A 5,043-nucleotide genomic window follows, 5' to 3' on the forward strand; every position below is an offset into this window, starting at 1 on the left:
CTACCTCAGGACTCGAAGGCGGTGTCGATGAACTGGTCGACGTTGTCGGCGGTCACGACCGGGGCGTAGAGCTGGACCTCGCGCGGCACCTCGACCTCGACCAGGTCGCCCATCGCCTTCTGCTGCACCAGCAGGCGGGCGAGCTTGACGCCGTCGGCGCCCTGGGTCGAGGGGTAGATGACCGTCGCCTTGAGCACGCCGGAGTCGTCCTGGATGGCCCGCATGGCGTTCGCCGAGCCGGCGCCGCCGATCATCGTGAACTCGTCGCGGCCGGCGCTCTCGATCGCGGCCAGCACGCCGACGCCCTGGTCGTCGTCGTGGTTCCACAGGAAGTCGATCTTCGGCTCGGCCTGCAGGAGCTGGGAGGCGACCTCCTCGCCGCTCTCGACGGTGAACTCGGCGGCCTGGCGGGCGTCGACGTCGAGCCCGCACTCGGCGAGCGCGTCCTCGAAGCCCTGGCTGCGGTCCTGGGTCAGGGGCAGCGAGTCGATGCCGGCGATCTCGGCGACGACCGCGTCCTCGTTGCCGTCGGCCTGCTCGCACACGTACTGGCCCGCGGAGACGCCCATGCCGTAGTTGTCACCCAGGACGGTGACGCGCGCGGCGTTGGGGTCGTCGAACTCGCGGTCGACGTTGATCACCGGGATGCCGGCCTCCATGGCCTTGAGCGCCACCGGCGTCATCGCGGCACCGTCGAAGGGCAGCAGCACGATGGCGTCGACCTTGTCGTTGATGAAGGTCTCGACCTGGCTGATCTGCAGGTTGACGTCGTTGGTGCCCTCGGCGATCTGGAGGTCGAGGTCGGGGTACTGGTCGGCGAGGTCGCGGACGTTGTTGGTGATCGCGGCCATCCAGCCGTGGTCGGCGGCAGGCGCCGAGAAGCCGATGGTGACCGTGTCACCCGACTCGTCGTTGCTGCCCGAGGCGGCCGCGACCGGGGTCGAGTCCGACGAGTCCTTCTCGTCGTCCGCCGCGTCCTGGGCGCTGCCGGTGCAGGCGGTGAGCGCGAGGACGGCGACCGCGCCGACCACGAGGCCGGGGAAGCGGCGGCTCTGCTGTGAGGGGGTGGTGCGCAGTCGCATGGGGTGTGCTCCTTGGGTGCGGTGTGGGTGGTGCTGCCGGGGTGGTGCGAGTACGAGGTCGGGTCCGGCCCGGGGCGGGTCGGCCGGGTCAGGTGGTGGTCGAGCGACGTGCCAGGCGCTGCTGGAGCAGCACGGCGACGACGATGATCAGGCCCTTGGCGACGGCCTGGGTCGAGCTGTCCTGGTTGTTGAGGACGAAGACGTTGCTCAGGGTGCTGAAGATGAGCACGCCGATGACGGTGCCGACGATGGTGCCGCGGCCGCCGGTGAGCAGCGTGCCGCCGATGACGACGGCCGCGATCACGTCGAGCTCCAGCAGCGTGCCGTGGGTGGAGCTGCCGGTGGAGGTGCGGGCGATGTACATCAGCGCGGCGAGGCCGCAGCACAGCCCGACCAGGACGTAGAGCAGGACGGTGTGCCGCTTGACGTCGATGCCTGCCAGGCGCGCCGCCTCCGGGTTGCCGCCGACCGCGAGGGTGCGGCGACCGAAGGTGGTGCGGTTGAAGAGGAACCAGCCGCCCACCGACACGAGCGCGAAGATGACGACCAGCAGGGGGATGCCGAGGACGTCGGCGGTCCAGAAGTCCTTGAACCCCTGGATGCCGGAGGTGTCCTCCAGCGCCGGGGACGGCACGATCTGGGTGCGGCGCTCGGAGATGATCTCCGCCAACCCGCGGGCCGCCGCCAGCGTGGCGAGCGTCATGATGAAGGGCACCACGTTGCCGTAGGCGATGAGCACCCCGTTGATGAGGCCGCAGGCGCCACCGACCGCGAGCGCCGCGAGCACCATGACGATCCAGTGGGTGTCGTTGGCCATGCTCTGCGTGGCGTACGTCGTCGCCCAGACCGAGGCCAGCGCGACCATCGCGCCCACCGAGAGGTCGATGCCGCCACCGGTGATCACGAAGGTCATGCCGATGCTGACCACGCCCACGATCGAGGCGAGGCGAAGGATCGTCACCATGTTGTCGATGCTGGCGAAGCGGTCGCCGGCGGTGACGACGCCGACGGCGCAGATCACCAGCAGCGCCAGCACCAGGCCCAGGTTGCGGCCGAACGCGCCGGCCATCAGGCTCGCGCCCCGCGACGGACCGGCCGTCTCGGCGGCGGCCCGCTCCACCCGGACGGTGTCGTCGGCCGGCGCCACGGTGTTCTCCACCGCGGTCAGGTCGGGCCCGTCGGGGACGGGGGTCGTGCGGTGCTCGCTCATGCGGCGCTTCCTTCCATGACCAGGTCGAGGACCCGGGACTCGTCGATCTCGTGCGCGGGTCCCTCGTGCACGACGCGGCCCTCGCGGACCACCAGCACCCGGTCGGACAGACCGAGCACCTCCTCCACCTCGCTCGACACGACGACGACCGCGACCCCGGAGTCGGCGAGCGCGCGGACCACGGCGTAGATCTCGGCGCGGGCACCGACGTCGACACCGCGCGTGGGCTCGTCGAGCAGCAGGACCCGGCAGCCGCGGAGCAGCCAGCGCGCGAGGACGACCTTCTGCTGGTTGCCACCGGAGAGCAGCCGCACCAGGCGGTCGACACCGGCCGGGCGCACGTCGAGGGACTGCGTGACCTCGGTGGCGCGGCGCCGCTCTTCCCCGCGGTCGAGGAAGCCGAGGCGCGCGAAGCGGCGCAGCGTGGACACGGTGACGTTGCGGTAGATCGCCTGGTCGAGCAGCAGGCCCTGGCTCTTGCGCTCCTCGGGAGCGAGGCCGAGGCCTGCCTTGACCGCCGCCGGGACCGAGCCGCGGCGCAGCGTGCGCCCGTCGACGCGGACGGTGCCGGCCGAGGCGCGGCGGGCGCCGTAGACGGTCTCCAGGATCTCCGAGCGCCCGGCGCCCACGAGCCCGGCGAGGCCGACGATCTCGCCGGCGCGCACGGTCAGGTCGACGCCGGAGAACACGCCGGGGAGGGCGAGCCCCTCCACCTCGAGCACCGGCTCCCCCGCCGCGACCGGCGTGTCGCCGCGCGGCGGGAAGACGTACTCGATGGAGCGTCCGGTCATCAGCGTGATCAGCTCGGAGGTCGGCGTCGACGCGACGGCCAGGCCGCTCGCGACGGTGCTGCCGTCCTTGAGGACGGTGATCCGGTCGCCGATCTGGCGGATCTCCTCGAGCCGGTGGGAGATGTAGACGACGGCGACGCCGTCGGCGGTGAGGTCGCGGATCGTGCGGAAGAGGTTGTCCACCTCGCCCTGGTCGAGCACGGCCGACGGCTCGTCGAGGATCAGCAGCCGGGTCTGCTGCGAGAGCGCGCGGGCCATGCTGACGACCTGCTGCCCGGCGGGCGAGAGCCGGCCGACGGCGCGGGTGGCGGGGATCTCGGGGTGCCCGAGCCGGGCGAGGAGCTCGCGGGCGCGCCGGTTGGTCTCGCCGGAGCGGCTCATTCCCCCGCGGCTGATCTCGTGGCCGAGGAAGATGTTCTCCGCGACCGTGAGCTCCGGCACGAGGTCGAGCTCCTGGTAGATGGTGGAGATGCCCAGGTCCATCGCCGACTGCGTGGTGGTGAGGTCGACGGGACGGCCCTCCCACAGGACCTCGCCCTCGTCGGGGCGGTAGCTGGCCGAGAGGACCTTGATGAGGGTCGACTTCCCGGCGCCGTTCTGGCCGAGCAGGCAGTGCACCTCGCCGGCCCGGACGTCGAGGTCGACGCCGCCGAGCGCCAGCACGCCCGGGAACCGCTTGACGATGCCGCGCACCTCGAGGAGCGGTGCGGTGGACGCGGAGGGCACGTCGGACAGGTGGGTCACGGGAGGGACTGTGGCATGCGTCACCCACTTTTGTCGAGGACCCTGCAAAAGTGTCATCTGTCTTGTGTAAAGCCCGAGATGTGCTTGACTCCACGCCGTGCGCACCGGTGAGCTCTTCGACCTGCTCCGCGACGGGCGACCCTGGACGAGGGCCCAGCTCGCGGAGACGACGGGGCTGGCCCGCTCGACCATCGCCGCGCGCATCGACACGCTCACCCGGCTCGGTCTCGTCGCCCCGTTCGGCGGCGCCCGCTCGACCGGGGGCAGGCCCCCCGCGCTCTTCGCGATGAACCCCACGGCCCGGCTCGTGGTCGGCGTCGACGTCGGCGCCACCCACGCGCGCGCCGCCCTGACCGACCTCGCGGGCACCGTGCTGGGCGAGGTGGACGCCCGGATCGCGGTCGCCGACGGGCCCGGGCCGGTCCTCGGCTGGGTCGTCGAGTCGGTCCGCGAGCTGGTCGCCGCCACCGGCCGCCCGCTCGACGACCTGGCCGCCATCGGGATCGGGCTCCCGGGGCCGGTGGAGCACTCCACCGGGCGTCCGATCAACCCGCCGATCATGCCCGGCTGGGACCGCTACGACGTCCCGGCGCACCTGCAGCGCGCGTACGCGGTGCCCGTGCTGGTCGACAACGACGTCAACATCATGGCGCTCGGCGAGCGACGCCGGCACCTGCGCGACGTCGACGACCTCGTGCTGATCAAGGTCGCGACCGGCATCGGCGCCGGCATCGTGTCCGGCGGCGTGCTCCAGCGCGGCGCGCAGGGCACGGCCGGCGACCTCGGGCACGTGCGGGTGCCCGGTGCCGACGACGTCGCCTGCCGCTGCGGCAACACGGGCTGCCTGGAGGCCGTGGCCGCCGGGCCCGCCCTCGCCGCGGCCGTGCGCGCCCTCGGCGAGCAGGCCGCCGACGGCGGCGACGTGGTCGAGCTGGTGCGGCGCGGCTGCGTGCCCGCGATCGGCGTGGTGCGTCAGGCCGGCCGCGACATCGGCGAGGTCGTGGCGACCATGGTCAACCTCATCAACCCCTCCGTCGTGGTGATCGGCGGGCAGGTGTCCGAGGCCGGCGAGCACCTCCTGGCCGGCATCCGCGAGTCGGTCTACCAGCGCTCCCTGCCGCTGGCCACCGAGCACCTCCGGATCGTCACGTCGCTGGCCGGGGGCCAGGCGGCCGTGGTGGGCGCCGCGACGCTCGCGATCGAGCACGTCCTGTCC

At 72.6% G+C, this 5,043-nt stretch carries 4 protein-coding genes; 1 reads left to right on the forward strand and 3 read right to left on the reverse strand.

Annotated elements, in window-relative coordinates:
- Positions 1-5: 5 nt before the first annotated feature.
- The 3 genes from ACFFJG_RS17555 to ACFFJG_RS17565 all read right to left on the reverse strand — a co-directional run bounded on the left by ACFFJG_RS17555 (position 6) and on the right by ACFFJG_RS17565 (position 3,827).
- On the reverse strand, positions 6-1,082 hold the full coding sequence (locus ACFFJG_RS17555; protein ID WP_378520070.1) for a substrate-binding domain-containing protein: 1,077 nt from the start codon (positions 1,080-1,082) through the stop codon (positions 6-8).
- Positions 1,083-1,170: 88 nt separating this feature from the next.
- On the reverse strand, positions 1,171-2,292 hold the full coding sequence (locus tag ACFFJG_RS17560) for an ABC transporter permease (RefSeq protein ID WP_378520071.1): 1,122 nt from the start codon (positions 2,290-2,292) through the stop codon (positions 1,171-1,173).
- The gene (locus ACFFJG_RS17565) at positions 2,289-3,827 is read right to left on the reverse strand and encodes a sugar ABC transporter ATP-binding protein (RefSeq protein WP_378520072.1); all 1,539 of its coding nucleotides are present in this window, start codon (positions 3,825-3,827) and stop codon (positions 2,289-2,291) included. Before ACFFJG_RS17565 ends, ACFFJG_RS17560 begins: the two co-directional genes overlap by 4 nt.
- Positions 3,828-3,924: 97 nt before the next feature.
- On the opposite strand from ACFFJG_RS17565, the gene ACFFJG_RS17570 reads away from it, so the two are divergent.
- Positions 3,925-5,043 (forward strand): ROK family transcriptional regulator (locus tag ACFFJG_RS17570; protein ID WP_378520073.1); only part of this gene is annotated, 1,119 nt, incomplete at its 3' end.

The organism is Nocardioides zeicaulis (genome assembly GCF_042432345.1).
GTDB classification, from domain to species: Bacteria; Actinomycetota; Actinomycetes; order Propionibacteriales; family Nocardioidaceae; genus Nocardioides; species Nocardioides zeicaulis.